This is a genomic window from Nonomuraea sp. NPDC049504, from assembly GCF_040676845.1.
Lineage (GTDB): Bacteria > Actinomycetota > Actinomycetes > Streptosporangiales > Streptosporangiaceae > Nonomuraea > Nonomuraea salmonea.
The window spans coordinates 168,774-185,568 of the sequence record NZ_JBFAPT010000014.1 but is presented as its reverse complement, the minus strand read 5'-3'; the positions used below and the strand labels follow the sequence as shown (position 1 = coordinate 185,568).

Sequence of the window (16,795 nt, the reverse complement as noted above, 5' to 3'; positions counted from 1 at the left end):
TCCGTCAATGAATCGATATCCTTCCATGCAGGCCAGAGCCAATAATTTGATGCGTTGACGCTGAGACTGAATGCAACGATACGTTGCATTGTGTGGTGCCGAACGCAATACTGGCGTCATGCCAGACGGAAGGCTGACCCGGCAGGACCGCCAGCGCATCGCGGCCGGCCTCGCCGAAGGGCGTTCGTACGCCGAAATCGCCAGGCGCCTGGACCGGCCGACCTCGACGATCAGCCGCGAGGTCGGCCGCAACGGCGGTCCCAGCGACTACCGCCCCGAGCGGGCGCACCAGGCGGCGGCGCGGCGGGCACGGCGCGGCACTCCGGCCCGTTCGCCCGGACCCCAGGACCGCACGGTCTTGGAAGTGGAAGCGGGAGCCGTCGAGCTGGCGGTCGGGATGGGCCTGCCGAAGATGGTGGCGCGCGTGCTCATCGGCCTGTGGCTGAGCGAGGACGGCAGGCTCACCGCGGCCGAGCTGTCGCGCGGACTGAACGTCAGTCCCGCCTCGATCTCCATGGCGGTGGGCTACCTGACCCAGCAGGGGCTGATCAGGCGCGAACGTGATCCGCAGCGGCGCCGCGACATCTACGTGGTCGACGACGACGCCTGGTACCACTCGACCGTGATCAGCGCCCAGCAGACGCTCGCAGCGGCGGAGATCACGAAGGCGGCGGGGCAGACGCTCGGGCTCGACACACCCGTGGGACGCCGCCTGGCCAGGGGCGGTGCGTTCCTCGAGCGGATCAGCCTGGACGCTCTGGCGTCGGCCGAACGCTGGCGCGACCTCCCACCGTGATCAGACCGCAGTGATTGTGCCCGGATTTCCCGTGCTGTGGTCCAATCGCCCCCCTCAACGTGTCCGCAGCGCGATCAGGCCACGCCTGTAGTGATTGGCGCAGGAGGCACGCAGCGTGGTCTGCACCGTGGTGCGGTAGACCGGGCCCTTGGCCGTGAACTTGTGCACCAGGTCCTTGAGCGGCTGCTCACCGCCGGTGACGGCCGGCAAGATGGCCGCGCGGACCGGATCGTCAGGGTTGCCGAGCGCGGCGTCGGCGACCTTGAACAGGATGTTCTCCTTGCCAGTCACCCGCTTGAACGCGTTGATCAGCTCCTTGGTCACCTTGCTGTCGGCCTGCGCCTTGATCCGATGTACGGTGGCGATCAGCGGGCGCCTTTACAAAGTAGATCAATCGCAGTGGTACGCTCTGCCGCCGACAGCCAGCGCGGTCGAGGACGTTTGCGCGGGCCACGGCGTACCGTTCGCGGATCTCCGGCGCGCTGTCCCCTCGCGCGTCTCAACCTGCCCGACCGTCCACGACGGCGGCCGTTGCCCGCCCGACAACATCCATGCCGCCTGACGAGCGGCGCCGTCGGCGACGTACTCCCCCAGCGGCGCCGGTGCGCAGCAGCCCGGGCTGACCGGTCGGCCCGAGCACCTGTGGCAGCAGTACGTCGTCACGACCGAACGCCAACCGGAGCAGGTCCAGGCGGTATTCACCGGTCGCGGCCGACCAGGATCCGGTCCCGCTGGCCTCGCTGCGGTCGGTGCGCAGCGCATCGAGCCCCGGGGCTCCGGACAGTCGCCAGGTCAGCCAGTCGTGCGGCAGACACACCGCGGCCGTACGGGCGGCGTTGCCCGGCTCCGCCGAGGCGGACCTTCCAGGTCTGAGCGATGGGCAGGCGTATGCTCGTGCGTCATCACGGGTGTGCGGCGCCGACGGCGGGTGCCGTGCCATGAGTACGCTGCCGGCGAGCCGAAGGAGGTGGAGACGTGACGGGACTCCCCCAGGCCGTCGCCGACGCACCGGACCTCGCCCTGAGCCGGGCTTCCTGGTCGCGTGTGGTCCTGCGGGGCGCCTCGGTCGTGCTGCACTACGAGCCGGTCCAGGCCGAGCTCGGTCGGCGGCGGCGCTGCGGGCTGGGGGCCATCACGTCACCGGACGCGTTGCGCGTACTGCTGGATCTGCCAGTGAACGTGCCGGTGCCGCTGTCGGTCATCGACCGGGCTGCGCTCGACCTGCTCCCGAGCGGCGCGATCCAGGTGGACCGAGGCTGGGTGACCCGGTTGGCGGTGGCGCCGATCGAGGCGCGCCTGGCGCTCGTGCCGGCCCGATCGTGGCGTGCGGGGCTGGAGCGGGCGGGCCGGTTCGCGCCGTTCTGTGCCCGCGCGATGCTGCTCCCCAAGCCGCCGCGTGATCTCGACGTGGTACGGATGGAAGCCGACTTCTACGGCATCGGCGTGATCGTCGGTGCCGAGGGCGAATCGTGCGTGCTCGTGCCACCAGCGCCCTTCGAACGCCGCCGACGCACCGCCGCAGGATGGCTGTTCCTTGAGCAGGCCTACCGGCGGATCACTCTGCTGTCTGCGGAGGCATGACCGGCTGATCATCGGTGCCGAGCGGCAGGTCGGCCCACTTCTCCAATGACTTGGGCGGTTTGAGGCGATGGGGCTGCTTGAGGCGCGCGTTCTCCAGCTCGTGTGCCTGCACGGCCTGCTTGCACCGGGCGCGCCACCAGATCTGCCGGTCGGCGGGGGTGGGTTGGTCCAGCAGGTCAGGTAGCCACGCGTTCCAGGTGGCGCTGTTGTGCGCGTGTGCCGCCGCCTTCATGGCGTTCGTGAGGCCGAGGAAGCCGTCCAGCGGTCTGCCCTGGCACCGGCTGCAGGTGCAGGTGGGCGGGGCGGTGTTGGCATAGAGATCGGCGATGAACTTGGCGCTGCTGAAGCGCAGCAGCTCAGGCATGAGCACCGACGGATGGATCGCTCCGCCGCCGGAGGTCTCGGCGGCTTCACCGGCGGGCACGAGGTGCCGCAAGGAGCCGCCCGCGCCGATGCCGGCGAAGCCGGCGCCGTGGGCCAGCGCGTCGAACCCGGCCAGGTCGGTACGCCACAGCCCGGTGCCCGGCACCTCGGCCAGCAGCCGGCGAAGCTGCTGCGGGGCGGCCGCGAACTGCTGCAGGGGGTCGTACTGCCCGCCGAGGACGAGCGCGACGGGGTGTTCCATCGCGCGGATCGCGGCCACCAGCGTTGGGCGCGCCTCTGGCCGCAGCCAGCCGATCGAGACGGGGAGCGTCACCACGACGTCGTCGCGCCGCAGCGCCTTGACCTGCCTCACCACGGATTCCAAGGGCGCGGGGTCGCCGGCCCTGATGTAGCGGGTCGGCGTGATGGCGAAGGATGCCCCGTTGTCGAGCTGCTCCTGAAGCGCGCTGTCCAGGTCACCGCCGAACAGGGCGTCCTCCGGCAGGCGGAACGGCGCGTCGGGGGTGGCGACCTCTTTCTCGTAGGCGGCGCGATCTTCGGCCAGCACTCCATTGAAGGTGCGGCGCAGCGCGTTCAGCCGGGTCGAGGAGCCGGCGCCGCACACCACCAGGCCGCCGTAGTCGGGATGCAGGTGGCCGGGTGCTTCGGGCAGGAGATCGGCGCGCTCCAAGGTCAGGGCGCGCCCGGCGACGGCGCGCCCGGCCGGCGAGGGGAGCGAGGGGTTCGCGACGGTACGGGTCGATGCGCTGGTGCGGTCGTCCATGTTCTCACCTCGTGAGACGGTTCCAGGCCGGATCTCGCCATGCACCGCTGTTCCGTCTCTCAGGTTACGACGACGCGATGGCCGCCCAGGGGGAGGATGAGCCGCAGGCCGTCCGCGCCCATCGGCCGGTCCATGCCGGTGGGCGTACCGCCGTTGATCTGGTCGAACCGTACGGGCGGACGCGGCACGCCCGCTCCACCCACCTGCTTCGTGAGGTGGCACATCATGCGTGACACCTGGACCTTTCACCTTCGGCCGGTAGGTGCGGTCCAGCTCGCGAGAAGCTTGAGGCGTTCCTCGGTGGGGGTGCCGGGCTCGGCCGTATAGATGATCAGGTCGTGGACGGCCCGTTGCGGCAGCGGCAGGTCCAGGTGCCGGAACGTCATCTCCAGGCGGCCGGCTTCGGGATGGTCCAGCCGCTTGTCGCCTTCGTGACGGATGCGGACGTCGTGACCGGCCCACATCGCGCGGAAGTCGGGGCTGAGCGTGGACAGCTCGCCGACGAGCTCGCGCAGGGCCTGGTCGTGCGGCTCGCGGCCGGCTTCGGCGCGGAGCACCGCGACCGTGGCTTTGGCGCCGTCCTCCCAGTCGGCGAAGAAGCCCTGCGAGCCGGGATCGAGGAAGAGGTAGCGGGCGAAGTTGGCGCGGCCCCGGTCGGCGGTGGTGCCGCTGGCGAACATGGGCGCGTACACGGCCCTGCACAGCGCGTTGCTCGCGACGATGTCCAGCCGCCCGTTGCGGACGAGGGCTGGGGCCATGGTCATGGAGTCCACCATCCACTGGACGGAGGGCGGGAGTGCGACGTCCTTGCGGCGCCGCGGCCTGCGGCGGGCCGGGCGGGCCGCCCTGGCCAGATCGAGCAGGTACGTGCGCTCGTCCTCGTCGAGCCGCAACGCCTGCGCGACCGCCTCCAGCACGCTCTCGGAGACGCCGCCGATGTGCCCCTTCTCCAGCCGGGTGTACCACTCGGTGCTCACGCCGGCGAGCACCGCGACCTCCTCGCGCCGCAGGCCGGGAACCCGCCTGCGCCCGCCGGCGGGCAGCCCGACCCGCTCCGGGGCGAGCTTGGCGCGCCGGCTGACGAGGAAATCACGGATGTCCGACCGGTTGTCGGCGGGGACCTCCATGCTTCCACCGTAACCGTGGTCCCGCCGCCAGGGAGGTTGCGTTCGTACCCCCCATAAAGGCGACCTTGGCCCCCTCGGACGGCGCCGCTTCCATGAAGGTGTCATCCTCACCTCAAGGAGCCCTGACCATGACCGGCAAGACCGTACTGATCACCGGCGCCACCAGCGGCATCGGCGCCCGCACCGCGCGCTCGCTCCTCGACCGCGGCCACCGCGTGGCCGTCACCGGCCGCGACGAGAGCAGGCTGAAGACGTTCCTCGACGAGGCGGGGCACCCCGACCGGCTGCTCGGTCTCGTCGCGGACGCGGCCGACTGGGCCGACACCGAGTCGGCCGTCACCCAGACCGTGGCGCACTTCGGCGCCCTCGACGCGGCGGTGGCCAACGCCGGGTTCATGTCCGGCGACTCCATCGGAGCCGGCGACCCGGCGTCGTGGGCGCCGATGATCCTCACCAACGTCCTCGGCCCCGCCCTGCTGGCGCACGCCGCCCTCCCCCACCTGGAGGCCAGCGGCGGGCGGCTGGTGCTCATCGGCAGCGTCGCCGGCCTGAAGAACTCCCCCGGCAACCTCTACTCCGCCACCAAGTGGGCCACGACCGGGCTCGCCGAGAACCTCCGCCTGCTCGCCACGTCCCGGGGGGTCGGCGTCACCCTCGTCAACCCCGGCATGATCAACACCCCGTTCTGGGGCGGCGCCGACGTCCCGCCCTTCGCCCTGCCACCCCAGCCCATCGCCGAAGCCATCTGCTTCGCCCTCGACCAGCCACCCGGCGTCGACCTCAACACCCTGACCATCCGCCCCCTGGGCCAGCCCGCCTGACAATACTTCGACCGCCGATATATAGTCCGTACGTGATCGGGATGACCGAGGCGACGTACTTCATCCTCGCCGCCCTGATGGAGGAGCCGCTGCACGGATACGGGATCATCAAACGGGCCCGTACCAAGTCGCTCGGCGAGGTCGACCTCGCCGTCGGCACGCTGTACAGCGCGCTCGACCGGCTCTCCGAGGCCGGCTGGGTGCGGCTCGACCGCGAGGAGACCGTCAACGGGCGGCCGCGGCGCTACTACCGGATCACCGACGACGGCGTGCACGCCGTCCGGGCTCAGGCGGCGCGGATGCGGCGCGCCGCCGCACTCGTCCTGCGGCCGGGCGGAGCGACCGGCGCATGACCGACGATCTCGAACGGCGCTACCGCCGCCTCCTGCGGGCCTACCCGAAGCAGTACCGCGCCGCACACGGCGAGGAGCTGGCCGGCACGCTGATGGAGGCGGCCCGGCCCGGCTCCCGCCGGCCGTCGCTCCGCGAGACGCGGCATCTCCTCGCCGGCGCCTTCGCCGTCCGCGTCCGGGCCGCCCGTCCGGCCGGCGTGCCGCCGTGGGCCGACGGGCTGCACCTCGGCGCGCTGGTCGTGGCGCTATTCACCTTCGCCCGGTTTCCCGTCCTGCCCTACTTCGCCTACGAGGTCTGGACGGTGCTGGGCGTCGTCCTGACGGTGGCGCTCGTGCGGGGCTGGATGTGGGTCGCGGCTCCTCTCGCGCTGTTCGCCGCGCTGTGGACGAGCTGGCCCATGATCGCGGGCGGGTTCTTCACCCCGGCGCTCGACATCGGCCCGCTGTTCGGCGACCTCGCGCCCGTCGCGCCGTACTGGGTGATCGCGGTCGTGTCCACGACCCTGGCCGTGCGGCGGGGCGCGACGATGCCCGCCCGGTCCCTGTGGTGGCTGCTCGTCCCGCCGGCCGGCTGGATGCTGCAGCTCACCCAGATGCCGACGTGGGAAGCGGCCTGGGTCGTCCCGCGAGCCGGCCTCGAGGTGGTGGCCCTGCTGCTGGTGCTGGCCGCCACGATCGCCGCCAGGGACGGCCGCTGGGCGCTGGCCGCCGCCGTCCACCTGTTCCCCGGCCTGGTCTACCTCGCCGAGAACCTGCCGCACACCAGCGCCCGCGGTTTCCTGTACTGGGGCGTGCTCACCACCCTCGTCCTGGCCTCCTTGGCCGCCGCCCGCCGGGCGCACGCCAGGGTGTGAGCGCTTCACCGCAGGCGGCGGAACCACGACCTGGTACGGCGGAGCAGGTCGATGCGGTGGTTCCGTTCGGCGATGGCGTGGCCCTCGCGCGGGTAGACGACGAACTCGTGCTCGACGCCGAACCTGCGCAGCGCCCGGTGCAGGAACTCCGCCTGGCCGAGCGGGACGTTGGTGTCCTGCGCGCCGTGCACGATCAGGACCGGCGTACGGATCCTGGAGGCGTACGAGATGGGACTGCGCTCGTCATGCGGATGTGGTCCCCTCCCTTCCCAGCCGTGGCTGCCGCCGAGCGCCGCCTCGAACGGGCCGAACTCGCCCGTCGCGGCCAGCATGCCCCAGTCGCTGATCCCCGCGCCGACGAGTGCCGCCTTGAAGCGGTCCGTCTGGCCGACGGCCCAGGCGGCCAGGTAACCGCCGTGGCTGTAGCCGCCGATGCCCAGCCTGTCCGGGGCGGCGATCCCCCGCTCGATCAGCAGGTCGATGCCGGTGATCACGTCCTGCCACTCCTCGCGGCCGACGGTGCCGTTCGCCGCGAAGGCGTGCCCGTGACCCTGGCCGCCCCGGGGATTGGGCAGGAAGACGGCGTGGCCGTCGCCGGCCAGCCACTGCGCGGGTTCGTGATGCTGCAGGAGCAACTGGTCGGCCCAGCGTCCGTACGGGCCGCCGTGCGCGAACGTGACCAGGGAGAACGGGCCGTCATCGCGGGACTTGCCGGGTGGCAGGACGAGCAGGCCGTCCAGGTCCAGCCCGTCGTGCCCCCGGTAGGACAGGCGTTCCTGGGCGCCCCACTCGATCGCGCGCAGCTCGGGTGCGGTGTCGGTGCGCCGTACCAGCGGGCCTTGGACGGGCCCCGCGAAGACCGATCGTGGCTCGTACGCCTCGCTCCTGGCCACCGCGACCGTCGCGCCGTCCGCGTCGGCCGTCAGCCAGAACGCCTGCCCCGTCAACCGCAGGAGTTCGACGAGCCGTCGCGTGACCGGGTCGAGGCGGTGGATCGCCGCGTCCAGCCCGTCCGCGACCAGCACCAGCCCGCCTGAGGTGAGGGTGAGCGGGCAGAACGGCAGACCTTCGGTGAGATTCCGGTGCTTGCCGTCCGTCAACGCGACGTCGAGGACGGCGTTCCCGCCGACGGGGCCGGGTGGCGTCGTCGCGACGTAGGCGACGTGCCACCCGTCCACCGCCTCCCACCAGGTGAGCGATCCCGCCGGCACGGCGCACGCGCCCAGCTCCCGCGTCTCGCCGGTGGCCGGGTCGAACAGGTGCAGGCGCGGCATCAGGTCGCCGGGGTCGGGCGACTCCTGCGTGAGTACGGCGAGCATGCCGCCCCCGGGCCGCTCGGCCACCTCGGCCGCATGCCGCCCCTGGAAGACCTCTGGCGTGTAGACCTCGCCGCTTCGCACGTCGAGCAGCCGCAGCCGGTGCCGGCCCGCGGCCTCGCTCCACACCCACGGGTCGCTCTCATCGGGGTCCGGCGACAGCACGGCCACGGTGTGGTGGTCGGCGAGTGGCAGGTAAGCGGCCGCCTCGCCGCTCCACGATCTTCGGCCGCCGCCTTCGACCGGCTCCCGATGGAGCTGGCCTTCCGTCCGGAAGTAGACGTACCGCGAATCAGGCGACCACTTCGGGTCGATCCCTTGGCCCAGCTCCCTCGGTGGCGCGTCCCCGTCCACGTCCACCACCCAGATGGTCCTGCCGGGCATCTCGCCGTAGGCCACCCGGCGCCCGTCCGGCGAGATCGCCGGCCCGACGGGCAGACGTGCGTCGACCACCAGCTCTTCAGTCAGCATCGGGCGATACTCGCACGATCGGGGTGAAACCATCGGGCGGGTCCGGACAAGTACCCGGTGTCGGACTCGTACGGAAGAAGGCAGGCGACGTGGACCGTAAGCAGCGCTTCGAGGTGATCTACGTTGCTCATTACGCCGACATCCTCGCCTACGTCCGGCGGCGTACCGAGTCCCCCGAGGACGCCGCCGACGCGCTCGCCGAGACGTTCGCCACCGCCTGGCGGCGCTTCGACGACGTTCCCGAAGGGCGGGACGCGCGCCTGTGGTTGTTCGGGGTGGCTCGCCGGGTGCTCGCCAACGGCCGTCGGGCCGAGTCGCGCCGGAGTGAGCTGGTCGAGCGGCTCGGGCAGCAGCTCGCCTTGTGGGTGGCGGAGTCCGCGCAGCCCGGCGACGAGCTGCGCGGCGTGCGGGAGGCGTTCGGCCGGCTGAGCCCGGGCGACCGGGAGATTCTCGCGCTGGCCGGGTGGGAGGGGCTGAGCGCCGACGAGATCGCCGCCGTGCTCGGCTGTACGCGCGGCAACGCCCGGTTGCGGCTGCACCGGGCCAGGAAACGGCTGGCCAAGCAACTGGCGGCGAGAGGCGTGGACGTGACCCGCATCGGCCTGCGTGCCGTCGCGATGACGAAGGGAGCTCTGTGATGCACGAGATCGACCGCCTGGTGGCCGGCATCGCGCCCGACCCCGGTCCCGGCCTGACGCCGATCGCCAGGGAGCTGCTGGACGAGGTCACGGCCGTACCCGTCGCCGTACCCGTCGCCGTACCCGTCGCCGTGCCCGTCGCCGTGCCCGTCGCCGTGCCCGTCGCCGCCCGCCGTCGGCCGAGCGTCCCGAGGCTGCGCAGGTGGACGGCCGTTCCGGTGCTGGCCACGCTGACCGCGCTGATGTCGTTCGGCGTCGCGCAGGCGCCCGCGTCGGCCGCGCTGGACATCAAGCTGGTGGACGACCACTACGTGATCACGGTCAAGGACCTGGCGGCCGAGCCCGAGGTGTACGAGCGGGAGCTGCGGGCCAGGGGGATCAACATCACGCTCACGCTGGCGGCCACGTCCCCGACCCAGGCCGGGCAGCTGTTCGTGATCAACGACATGGACCGGCTGCGGTCGGGCGAGCCGGTGCCCGCTGAGGGGCCGATCAAGCCCATCGACGGTCCCGGGCCGTGCGAGCGGCCCAGCGGTTGCCCCGTCGGTCTCAAGGTGCCGGTCGGCTTCGACAAGAGCGCGCGCGTCATCCTCGGCCGCCGGGCCACGCCCGGGGAGCGGTACGCGATGCCGACCGGGATCGCCATGCCCGGCGAGCCCCTGCACTGCGTGGACTACGCCAACCGGACCGTCGCCGAGGTCACGGCCCTGCTGCGCGAGCGCGGCGTCACCCCGTCGTACACCGCCCACAGCCGACAGCGCAGCTTCACGCCTCCGGACGACTGGTACGTGCTGGACGGCGTCATGAGCGCCGACGGCCAGGCCCTCCTGCTCGTCGACGACAAGCCCGGCGACGAGCGCCCGCTGCCGGCCGGCTGCTGACCCCTCCCCGGCCGCACGCCCCCCGTACGGCCGGCCGCTGACTGCCCTCCCTGGCCGCACGCCCCCCGTACGGCCGGCCGCTGGCTGCCCTCCCCATCGCACGGCTCTCCGGCCGCCGTGCGTTCTCCTCGGCATGCCCTCACACGATCGGATTCACCGTGCTCGCCGACACTCGCGTCGCGCTGCCGTCGCCGCGCCGTTCCGCCCTCGCGGGCCACCGGCTCTTCACCGTCCTGCTGGCCCTGGCCGCCGCGCTGCGGGTGGTGACGATGCTCGGCTACCGCCCCGCCACCCTCTACTGGTACGACTCCTTCACCTACCTCGACATGGCCGTGCACCCGGCCCCGTCGGGCTCGTTCCACCCGATCGGCTACTCGCTGCTGCTGCGGGCCCTGCTGCCGTTCCACAGCGTGGAGCTGGTCGTGGCCGTGCAGCACGTGATGGGACTGGCCACCGGCCTGATCCTCTACGCCGTGCTGCGCCGCGGGTCGGTGCCCGGCCGGGTGGCGGCGGTCGCGACGGTCCCGCTGTTGTTCGACGCCTCGTTCCTGCGGCTGGAGACGGGGATCCTGTCCGACACCCAGTTCATCCTGCTCGTCGTGGCCGGTCTGGCCGTGCTCATGTGGTCGCCGCGGCTGTCGTTACGGGCGGCGACCGGCGCGGGCCTGCTGTTCGCCGCGGCGGCGCTGACCAGGACCATCGCGCTGCCGCTGCTGCTGCTCGTCGTGCTGGTGCTGGCGGTGCGGCGGGTGGGGTGGCGGCCGGTGGGGGCGCTGGCACTGGCGGGTGCGCTGCCGCTGGCCGCCTACGCCGGCTGGTACGCCCAGCACCACGGCCGGTTCGCGATCAGCGGCGCGGACGGTGTCGCCCTGTGGGCCCGCACCATGACGTTCGCCGACTGCGCCCGCATCCAGCCGCCGCCCGGCCTCGCCCGCCTGTGCCCGAACGGCACCGAGGTGGACGCGGCCTCCGAGTACGTCTGGGCACCGGCGGCCTCGCTCAACCTGCTGCCCGGCGACCGGTTCGCGCACAACGACCTGGCCCGCGCGTTCGCCGTGCGGGCGATCCTGGCCCAGCCGCTGGACTACCTGGCGAACGTCGCCCGCGACACCGCCATCGCCTTCTCCTGGACGCCGATCCCCCACCCGGACCGGACGACGCCCGCCTTCGGCTTCGGCGAGGGCCGATGGGAGCTGCCCGCCCAGCCGCTGATCGACAAGGTCAAGCGGGAGTACGACCCGGACATCCGGGGCCTGACGTCGGTCTCGCCGTACGCGGACGTCCTCATCGCCTACCAGTACGTCGCCTACCTGCGCGGCCCGTTCCTGGCCGCGATCCTGCTGCTGGGAGCGCTTGCCGCGATCCGGCGGCCGGGCGCGGCGCTGCTGCCGTGGGCCGTGTCCCTCGGCCTGCTGATCGGCCCGGTCGCGGTTCTGGACTTCGACCACCGGTACGTGCTGCCCGTCATCCCCGTCGCCTGCCTGGCCGCCGCCCTCACCTGGTCGAGACCGGCTCGTGCCTGAAGTAGGCGTTGGCCCGGGGCTGGAACATCAGGGTCAGCGCCCCGGCCACGGCCAGCACGTGCAGGACACGGCTCGCGGCGAAGACCCAGCCCACCGCGTCCAGACCGGCCACGGCTTCGACGATCGAGCCGCCCGCGAGCAGGTACTCGATCGGCTCCTTGACCAGCGAGATCGTGCCGAACACGCCGAGGGTGACGGCGAGGGCCCAGCGCGCCCAGTTCGCGCCGCGCCGCAACCGCAGCGCCAGGAATGTCGCCCCCGCGAACACGGCCACCCGGAACCCCATGCCCGGCAGCACGTCGGTCACCGGGACGCCGTCGTACAGCATCGTGACGACCATGAGCGCGGCCTCGAAAGCGCCGCACGCCACCGCCGCCAGCCACAGCGTGGCGGCGGTGCGGAGGACGGGCGGAGGTGTGGCGGGGGCGGTGCGGGGCTCGGTGACGGTCATGACGGCCTCCTCAGATGCGTGCGTACCCCTGGAGTCTTCACCGTGCGACCGGCCCGGATCATGCCCGCCGTCCCCCTACTTGAGGTAGGGAAGGCCCTACCCCTGACGGGTGCCGGGGCCGCGAGTGCCGGTGCGGCTCACGCGGCAGGAAGAGCGCGGTGAGCACGCCGATCGCCATCGCGCCCGCCGCGATCAGGAAGGAGGCGCGGAAACCGGCCAGGCTGGGGACGGTGACGCCGCCCAGCTGGTACGCGGTGCCGGCGAGCACCGTACCGATGACCGCGCTGCCGATCGACGAGCCGATCATCCGCATCAGCGTGTTGAGCGCGTTCGCCGCACCCGTCTCCGCGGCGGGGGTGGCCGAGGCGATCAGGGCGGGGAGCGAGGAGTAGGCGAGGCCGGTGCCCACGCCCAGGATCGCGGTGACGACGAGGCTCTGCCAGGCGGCGCTCATCAGCCCGAGCCCCGCGACGTAGCCGGACGCGATGATGAGCATGCCGAGAATCAGGGCGGCCTTGGGTGTCCGGGACAGCCGGGCGTGGACGGGGGTCGTGAGCATCATGGCCAGACCGAGCGGGGCCATGCACAGTCCGGCCACCACCATGGACTGCCCGAGCCCGTGACCGGTGCTCGTCGGCAACTGCAGGAGCTGGGGCAGGACCAGCGAGACGACCAGGAAGGCCATGCCGACCATGATCGAGGCCAGGTTGGTGAAGAGCGCCGCCGGGCGGGCCGAGATGCGCAGGTTCACCAGCGGCGCGGGGAGCCGCAGCTCCATCACCGTCCACAGGACGAGGACGGTGGCCGCCGCGGCGAACAGCCCGAGCGTGACGCCGGAGGTCCAGCCCCAGTCGCCGCCCTTGCTGATCGGCAGCAGGAGGAGGACGAGTCCGGCGGACAGCCCCACCGCGCCGCGTACGTCGAAGGTGCCCTGCGCGCGTACCCGTGACTCGGGGACGGCGAGGAGGGTGAGAACGACGCAGAGGGCGCCGAGGCCGGCGGAGCCGTAGAAGAGCACGTGCCAGTCGGCGACCTGCGCGACCAGCGCGGCGGCGGGCAGCGCGAGGCTGCCGCCGATGCCCATGGACGAGCTCAGCAGCGCCATCGCCGGGTCGCGCCGCTCGCGGGGCAGCAGGTCGCGCAGCAGGCCGAGGCCGAGGGGCACCGCGCTCATCACGACGCCCTGGAGGGTGCGGCCGGCGATCATCACGTAAAGGTCACTCGTCAGGGCGCTGATCAGGGCGCCGGCGACCATCGTCGCGAGGCTGACGATCAGCATGCGGCGCTTGCCGTGCAGGTCGCCGAGGCGGCCCATGATCGGGGTGGCGACGGCGCCCGCGAGCAGGGTCGAGGTGATGACCCAGGTGGCGTCGTCCGGGCCGGTGCCGAGCAGGCGCGGCAGGTCTTGGAGCACCGGGATGAGCAGGGTCTGCATCACCGAGACCACGATGCCCACGAAGACGAGCACCGGGACGAGGGCTCTTGAGCTGCGGGTCATGAAGGACGATCTCCAGAACGAGAGGTGTTGCGTGCGGGAGGCGTCGGCCCGTGCCAGGTCACGGGCCGACGAACCAGGGGCAGGTAGCCGACGGGCTGACGCCTCAGGCCACGGGCCGCGCGCCCCAGGCCGATGCCTCAGGACAGGGCCGGGGGGCTCAGATGGCCGCCCAGGGGCCGAGGGCGAAGGCGGCGCCGTTGCGCTGGACTTCCAGGGCGCCCGGGCCGCCGAAGTGGGCGGGGATGAGGAGTTCGCGCTCGTCGGCGGCACGGGCGAGGATCCGGTGGCGGCTGGCCTCGGCCTGTGCGGGGTTCAGGCAGGCGTTGCTGTTGAGGCAGGGGTCGATGATCTGGACCGGGCTGTGCAGCAGGTCGCCGGCGAAGACCGCGCGGTCGCCGCCCGAGGCCAGCCGCAGCACCGCGGAGCCGGGGGTGTGGCCGGGCGCGGACTCCAGGGTGAGGTGGTCGTCGATGCGGTGGTGCCCGTCCCACAGCACCGCCTGCCCTGCGCGGTGGATGGGCGCGATGCTGTCCTCGTAGAGCAGGCGGTCCGCCTCCTGTACGCCCCCGCCGTACGCGTTGTCCGGCCCGTAGTGGAAGTCGTCGGCGGCCGGGATGAGGTACTGGGCGTTGGGAAAGGCCGGCGCCCACTGCCCGTCCGCGTCCACGGTGTTCCAGCCGACGTGATCGACGTGCAGGTGGGTGTTGACCACGACGTCCACGTCCTGCGGCCGGACGCCGGCCCGCTCCAGGAGGGCGAGGAACTCACTCCTGGCCCGGTGGAACGGTCCCATGCCGGGCCGCTCGCGGTCGCGGCCCACGCCGGTGTCGACCAGCACGGTACGCCCGCCGCTGCGCAGCACCCAGCTCTGCAGGGCGCTCACCATGCGGCCGGTAGCGGGCTCCCAGTGGTCGGGCGCCAGCCAGCCCGCGTTGGCCTTCCACACCTCGTCGTCGGCGTTCGCGAAGAACTCGGAGGTGGGCAGGAAGGGCACGTGCCACTCGAGGACCCGGATGACCTCGACGTCGCCCAGGATGATGCGCTGCGTGTTCTCGTTCGTCATGGTCAACGACCCTAGGAAGCGGCGGGCGATCCGCTCAATGCTCGTTCTGCTCACATAAATACGAATGCGTATCACGCGCGATATCGTGGACGGATGGACGTGGTCAGTGACGCGATCTCCGCCGTTCATCTCGGGCACCCGCGGTTCGATCGGGTGGCAATGGACGGGAGCTGGTCCGCGCGGCTGGACCCGTACGACGGCGCGGGCTTCCACATCGTCCTCAAGGGCAGCTGCTGGCTCCGCACCGACGGCGGCACCGCCGTATGCCTCAACGTGGGCGACGCGGTGCTGCTGCCCCACGGCACCGGTCACGTGATCGCCGACTCCCCCGGCGACCTGGAGAAGGCGGTGTCGTTCGAGCGGTGCCTCGCCGCGGCGGAGCCGCGCCGGCACGGCGCGACGGAGCTGCTCTGCGGCAAATACCGGCTCGACTGCAGCCGCATGCACCCGCTGATGACCGAGTTGCCCGAGGTCGTCCACCTGCCCAGCCGCGTGGGCACCCACCTGGAGCTGCGCGCCGCGATCGACCTGCTCGCCGGCGAGCTGGACGAGGTGCGGCCCGGCTCCCACATCGCGCTCCCGAACCTGCTCGACCTGCTCCTCGTCTACATGATCCGGGCCTGGATGGCCCAGACCACCAGCGGCGTCTGGCCCAGCGCATTGGGCGACCCGGTGACGGCCGCCGCGTTGCGGGCGATGCACTCGCAGCCGGCCGCGCCGTGGACCATCGACCGCCTGGCCGCCGAGGCGGGCGTCTCCCGTCCCACGCTGGCGCGCCGGTTCACCGCCCTGGTCGGGCGGCCGCCGATGGCGTACCTCACCTGGTGGCGGGTGATCAGGGCCGCTTCGCTGCTGCGCGACACCAAGGACACGCTGGCGGCCATCGCCGAGCGCGTCGGCTACAGCAGCCCGTACGCGCTCTCGCACGCCTTCGAGCGGGAGTTCGGCACCACGCCAGGGCGGTATCGGGAGATCGTCCGGTCGGGCGCCTCCCCGGCGCCCACCGCGGCGTCCGGCCGCTTCTTCGGCTGAACGGCGAGCTTGATCCGGCCGGTCCCCTCCTCGTACATGCCCAGAAGACGCGCCGGCGGGCGGAAAGCTCCAACTGCTTTTCTCGCCACTTCGCTCACGGAAAGTGAAGAAGTCGAGGTAAAAGGCATCGCGCCCTTCCTGGACTTTCCCAAGAAGGGCGCCGGGCGTAAAAAATCATCAGGCCACCGCGCTTTATCCGGGATTCCTGGGTATGGAGTTGTCTCACCCCCCAGGAAAGGAGGTCGAGTCAGCCCGGGCGCAGTTTCCGCAAGCCTTCCCCCCATGGGAGAACAGGCTCTCGCATGCGCTCATAACTCCTGCTCAAGCAGGGGATGAAACGTACGCACAATCCTGCATCAGAATTCCGGAGAAAAAGGCATGACGCAAACCGTGCATCGCCCGTACAATGGCCGGACCACGCAGCCGAAAGAAGCCATCCGGCAGGTTTACGAATTCATCTCCGCCGAGTACGACGACCGCATTCCCGGCCTCACTCCGGCCGACCGCAGATTCATCGACACCGAGCTCGACTTCATTCTCGGCCGGGTCGGTCCCGAGGACTCCGTGCTCGACCTCGGCTGCGGCACCGGCCGGCTCACCATCCCTCTCGCGGGGCTGGCCAAGGAGGTCGTCGGGCTCGACCTCTGCGACGGGATGCTGGCCGTCGCGCGGCGCAAGGCGGAGGAGGAAGGGGCCGACATCCGGTTCGACCAGGGCGACATGTGCGACCTGCCGTACCCGGACGACAGCTTCGACGTCGTCACCAGCACGCTGGCGCTCATGCACATCCCGCTGGAGGCGCGGGGGACCGCGTTCGCCGAGATCGCCCGGGTGCTGCGGCCCGGCGGACGCCTCCTGACCGGGGTGAAGAACGCCGCGTTCGAGCAGCTCACCCGGGCGGACCGGTTCGCGACGGTGGACATCACCGACGTCGACAACAAGACCCTGGTGTTCACCGGCACCCGCGACGGCGAGCAGCGGGAGGCCCCCTGGTTCAGCTTCACCCCCGACGAGCTGGAGGAGCTGTTCTCCGACGCCGGGCTGCGGCCCGCGCGGCTGCGCGGCAACTGCGTGGTCGCGGCGTGGATGGCCGACCAGATCCTCGCCGACCCCGGTATCTACTCGATCGTCGAGCGGCTGGAGACGGCGCTGAACGAGACGCCGCCGTTCAGCCGGTTCGGCTACTACATCCTGGCCGAAGCGGTGAAGCCCGCCTGACGGGCCGACGGCCGGGAGAGACCGG

At 71.9% G+C, this 16,795-nt stretch carries 18 protein-coding genes and 1 pseudogene; 10 read left to right on the top strand and 9 right to left on the bottom strand.

Annotation, left to right across the window (positions count from 1 at the left end; translation table 11 throughout):
• Positions 1–118: 118 nt before the first annotated feature.
• A complete protein-coding gene (locus AB0K28_RS26620; RefSeq protein WP_364375103.1) occupies positions 119–796 on the top strand; it encodes a helix-turn-helix domain-containing protein in 678 nt (225 codons plus the stop codon).
• A gap of 54 nt (positions 797–850) precedes the next feature.
• Here the strand turns inward: AB0K28_RS26620 and AB0K28_RS26615 are convergent, their stop codons facing one another.
• The gene (locus AB0K28_RS26615) at positions 851–1,120 is read right to left on the bottom strand and encodes a hypothetical protein (protein ID WP_364375100.1); all 270 of its coding nucleotides are present in this window, start codon (positions 1,118–1,120) and stop codon (positions 851–853) included.
• 313 nt (positions 1,121–1,433) lie between these two features.
• Positions 1,434–1,643, bottom strand: a pseudogene (locus AB0K28_RS26610) (xylulose kinase); the annotation flags it as partial.
• Positions 1,644–1,771: 128 nt separating this feature from the next.
• On the opposite strand from AB0K28_RS26610, the gene AB0K28_RS26605 reads away from it, so the two are divergent.
• The gene (locus AB0K28_RS26605) at positions 1,772–2,377 is read left to right on the top strand and encodes a hypothetical protein (protein ID WP_364375097.1); all 606 of its coding nucleotides are present in this window, start codon (positions 1,772–1,774) and stop codon (positions 2,375–2,377) included.
• Here AB0K28_RS26605 and AB0K28_RS26600 read toward each other — a convergent pair.
• Genes AB0K28_RS26600 through AB0K28_RS26590 form a run of 3 tightly spaced genes read right to left on the bottom strand, consistent with a single transcriptional unit; the run spans position 2,352 to position 4,651 of the window.
• Positions 2,352–3,524, bottom strand: coding sequence for a hypothetical protein (locus AB0K28_RS26600; protein WP_364375094.1), 1,173 nt, complete (start codon positions 3,522–3,524; stop codon positions 2,352–2,354). The genes AB0K28_RS26605 and AB0K28_RS26600 overlap by 26 nt on opposite strands.
• A gap of 59 nt (positions 3,525–3,583) precedes the next feature.
• On the bottom strand, positions 3,584–3,760 hold the full coding sequence (locus AB0K28_RS26595; RefSeq protein WP_364375091.1) for a hypothetical protein: 177 nt from the start codon (positions 3,758–3,760) through the stop codon (positions 3,584–3,586).
• 9 nt (positions 3,761–3,769) lie between these two features.
• Entirely contained in the window at positions 3,770–4,651 is an 882-nt protein-coding gene (locus AB0K28_RS26590) for a helix-turn-helix transcriptional regulator (RefSeq protein ID WP_364375088.1), read from the bottom strand.
• A 128-nt stretch (positions 4,652–4,779) separates the two neighbouring features.
• Between AB0K28_RS26590 and AB0K28_RS26585 the strand changes: the two genes are divergently transcribed.
• Genes AB0K28_RS26585 through AB0K28_RS26575 form a run of 3 tightly spaced genes read left to right on the top strand, consistent with a single transcriptional unit; the run spans position 4,780 to position 6,679 of the window.
• Positions 4,780–5,472, top strand: coding sequence for an SDR family oxidoreductase (locus AB0K28_RS26585; protein ID WP_364375085.1), 693 nt, complete (start codon positions 4,780–4,782; stop codon positions 5,470–5,472).
• Positions 5,473–5,513: 41 nt separating this feature from the next.
• Complete coding sequence (locus AB0K28_RS26580) at positions 5,514–5,825, top strand: PadR family transcriptional regulator (RefSeq protein ID WP_345409862.1); 312 nt, start codon at positions 5,514–5,516, stop codon at positions 5,823–5,825.
• Complete coding sequence (locus AB0K28_RS26575; protein WP_364375082.1) at positions 5,822–6,679, top strand: hypothetical protein; 858 nt, start codon at positions 5,822–5,824, stop codon at positions 6,677–6,679. The genes AB0K28_RS26580 and AB0K28_RS26575 overlap by 4 nt, the downstream gene beginning before the upstream one ends.
• A gap of 5 nt (positions 6,680–6,684) precedes the next feature.
• Here the strand turns inward: AB0K28_RS26575 and AB0K28_RS26570 are convergent, their stop codons facing one another.
• Complete coding sequence (locus tag AB0K28_RS26570) at positions 6,685–8,466, bottom strand: prolyl oligopeptidase family serine peptidase (RefSeq protein WP_364375079.1); 1,782 nt, start codon at positions 8,464–8,466, stop codon at positions 6,685–6,687.
• A gap of 89 nt (positions 8,467–8,555) precedes the next feature.
• On the opposite strand from AB0K28_RS26570, the gene AB0K28_RS26565 reads away from it, so the two are divergent.
• The 3 genes from AB0K28_RS26565 (at position 8,556) to AB0K28_RS26555 (ending at position 11,508) form a co-directional block, all read left to right on the top strand.
• On the top strand, positions 8,556–9,104 hold the full coding sequence (locus AB0K28_RS26565; protein ID WP_345406421.1) for an RNA polymerase sigma factor: 549 nt from the start codon (positions 8,556–8,558) through the stop codon (positions 9,102–9,104).
• Positions 9,104–9,985 (top strand): hypothetical protein, encoded by an 882-nt coding sequence (locus tag AB0K28_RS26560; RefSeq protein WP_364375076.1) that lies wholly within the window; start codon positions 9,104–9,106, stop codon positions 9,983–9,985. The genes AB0K28_RS26565 and AB0K28_RS26560 overlap by 1 nt, the downstream gene beginning before the upstream one ends.
• A 158-nt stretch (positions 9,986–10,143) precedes the next feature.
• A complete protein-coding gene (locus AB0K28_RS26555) occupies positions 10,144–11,508 on the top strand; it encodes a hypothetical protein (RefSeq protein ID WP_364375074.1) in 1,365 nt (454 codons plus the stop codon).
• On the opposite strand, the gene AB0K28_RS26550 is transcribed toward AB0K28_RS26555, so the two are convergent.
• The 3 genes from AB0K28_RS26550 to AB0K28_RS26540 form a co-directional block, all read right to left on the bottom strand.
• A complete protein-coding gene (locus AB0K28_RS26550) occupies positions 11,480–11,959 on the bottom strand; it encodes a hypothetical protein (protein WP_364375071.1) in 480 nt (159 codons plus the stop codon). The two genes, AB0K28_RS26555 and AB0K28_RS26550, sit on opposite strands and share 29 nt — an antisense overlap.
• 58 nt (positions 11,960–12,017) lie before the next feature.
• On the bottom strand, positions 12,018–13,457 hold the full coding sequence (locus AB0K28_RS26545) for an MFS transporter (RefSeq protein ID WP_364375069.1): 1,440 nt from the start codon (positions 13,455–13,457) through the stop codon (positions 12,018–12,020).
• A gap of 157 nt (positions 13,458–13,614) precedes the next feature.
• Positions 13,615–14,520, bottom strand: coding sequence for an MBL fold metallo-hydrolase (locus AB0K28_RS26540; protein ID WP_364375066.1), 906 nt, complete (start codon positions 14,518–14,520; stop codon positions 13,615–13,617).
• 93 nt (positions 14,521–14,613) lie between these two features.
• Between AB0K28_RS26540 and AB0K28_RS26535 the strand changes: the two genes are divergently transcribed.
• Together AB0K28_RS26535 and AB0K28_RS26530 are read left to right on the top strand one after the other, a co-directional pair.
• On the top strand, positions 14,614–15,552 hold the full coding sequence (locus AB0K28_RS26535; RefSeq protein WP_364375063.1) for an AraC family transcriptional regulator: 939 nt from the start codon (positions 14,614–14,616) through the stop codon (positions 15,550–15,552).
• Between the two features lie 378 nt (positions 15,553–15,930).
• The gene (locus tag AB0K28_RS26530; protein WP_364375061.1) at positions 15,931–16,770 is read left to right on the top strand and encodes a methyltransferase domain-containing protein; all 840 of its coding nucleotides are present in this window, start codon (positions 15,931–15,933) and stop codon (positions 16,768–16,770) included.
• The last annotated feature ends 25 nt before the right edge of the window (positions 16,771–16,795 follow it).

What these genes read in the sequence shown, in the direction of transcription:
- AB0K28_RS26580 (WP_345409862.1), top strand. Translation starts at nt 5,514, where the DNA reads ATGACCGAGGCGACGTACTTCATCCTCGCCGCCCTGATGGAGGAGCCG.
- AB0K28_RS26585 (WP_364375085.1), top strand. Translation starts at nt 4,780, where the DNA reads ATGACCGGCAAGACCGTACTGATCACCGGCGCCACCAGCGGCATCGGC.
- AB0K28_RS26540 (WP_364375066.1), bottom strand. Translation starts at nt 14,520, where the DNA reads ATGACGAACGAGAACACGCAGCGCATCATCCTGGGCGACGTCGAGGTC.
- AB0K28_RS26590 (WP_364375088.1), bottom strand. Translation starts at nt 4,651, where the DNA reads ATGGAGGTCCCCGCCGACAACCGGTCGGACATCCGTGATTTCCTCGTC.
- AB0K28_RS26620 (WP_364375103.1), top strand. Translation starts at nt 119, where the DNA reads ATGCCAGACGGAAGGCTGACCCGGCAGGACCGCCAGCGCATCGCGGCC.
- AB0K28_RS26550 (WP_364375071.1), bottom strand. Translation starts at nt 11,959, where the DNA reads ATGACCGTCACCGAGCCCCGCACCGCCCCCGCCACACCTCCGCCCGTC.
- AB0K28_RS26575 (WP_364375082.1), top strand. Translation starts at nt 5,822, where the DNA reads ATGACCGACGATCTCGAACGGCGCTACCGCCGCCTCCTGCGGGCCTAC.
- AB0K28_RS26570 (WP_364375079.1), bottom strand. Translation starts at nt 8,466, where the DNA reads ATGCTGACTGAAGAGCTGGTGGTCGACGCACGTCTGCCCGTCGGGCCG.
- AB0K28_RS26560 (WP_364375076.1), top strand. Translation starts at nt 9,104, where the DNA reads ATGCACGAGATCGACCGCCTGGTGGCCGGCATCGCGCCCGACCCCGGT.
- AB0K28_RS26600 (WP_364375094.1), bottom strand. Translation starts at nt 3,524, where the DNA reads ATGGACGACCGCACCAGCGCATCGACCCGTACCGTCGCGAACCCCTCG.
- AB0K28_RS26535 (WP_364375063.1), top strand. Translation starts at nt 14,614, where the DNA reads ATGGACGTGGTCAGTGACGCGATCTCCGCCGTTCATCTCGGGCACCCG.
- AB0K28_RS26545 (WP_364375069.1), bottom strand. Translation starts at nt 13,457, where the DNA reads ATGACCCGCAGCTCAAGAGCCCTCGTCCCGGTGCTCGTCTTCGTGGGC.
- AB0K28_RS26530 (WP_364375061.1), top strand. Translation starts at nt 15,931, where the DNA reads ATGACGCAAACCGTGCATCGCCCGTACAATGGCCGGACCACGCAGCCG.